The 989-nt window shown below is 75.8% G+C and carries 1 protein-coding gene; it reads left to right on the top strand.

Translation table 11 applies throughout. The annotated features are described in order from the left end of the window. A partial coding sequence (locus tag AC13HU_RS37635; protein ID WP_483046501.1) for an RDD family protein occupies window positions 1-784 on the top strand: 784 nt, incomplete at its 5' end. Window positions 785-989 lie beyond the last annotated feature (205 nt).

Genomic DNA, 989 nt, shown 5'->3' on the forward strand with positions numbered 1-989 from the left:
GCCCGGCCCCGCCCCGGCCGACGAGCGCGCACCGCAGTCCGCGCCGCCCTGGCCGCAGGAGCGCCAGTCGCCGCCCGCCGCCGGCTTCGCCCAGGCCGGGCAGCAGCCGTTTCTGCAACAGCGGGCCCCTCTCCAGCCGCAGCCCGCGCCGCAGCCGTCGCCCCTGGTGCCCGTGCCCGCACCCGCCGCGCAGACGTCCCCGCCGTGGGCCGAGCAGGTGCAGGACCTGGCCCGCGGCGACGGCGGGGTCGTGCCGTGGCGGCCGCCGGCGAGCGACCCGTTCGGGATCTCGCAGAGCCAGGACCGGCCCGGCGGGCTGGTCCGCCGGTTCCTGGCGCGGCTGGTGGACGCGGTGGTACTGGCCGCGGTGACCGCGGTCGCCGCGGTGCCGCTGGGCACCGCGGCCTACCACCACGCCAAGGACAAGGTGGACCAGGCCCGGTTGACCGGGGAGACGGTCAAGGTCTGGCTGATCGACAGCACCACCGGGGTCCAACTCGGCGCCGTGCTGGCCACGTTCCTCGTCGCCGGGGTGCTGCTCGAAGTGCTGCCCACCGCCAAGTGGGGACAGACCCTCGGCAAGCGGCTGGTCGGCCTGCGGGTGCTGGACATCGAGGCGCAGCTCCCGCCCGGCTTCGGCGCCAGCACGCGCCGCTGGCTGCTGCGGACCGTGCTGAACCTGCTGGTGATCGGCGTGGCCGGGGTGGCCTGGTGCCTGTTCGACCGGCCGTGGAAGCAGTGCTGGCACGACAAGGCGGCACACACGTTCGTGGCCCGCGGGTAGTGACCTGCGCCGTGTCCCCGACGTCGTAAGGCCGCCCGGCACCGTACTCCGATCGGCGCCTGCCCGCGGGCGGTGACGCGACGTGCGGGTTTGACTCGGCACATGAGTAGCGATCAGCCCGGCGGCGGCTCACCGTACGACAAACCGTCAGGCGGCCGGCCCCCGCCGAACCAGCCCCCGCCCGGCAACCCGTACGGCGGTGGCC

The organism is Streptomyces sp. NH27 (assembly GCF_056859195.1).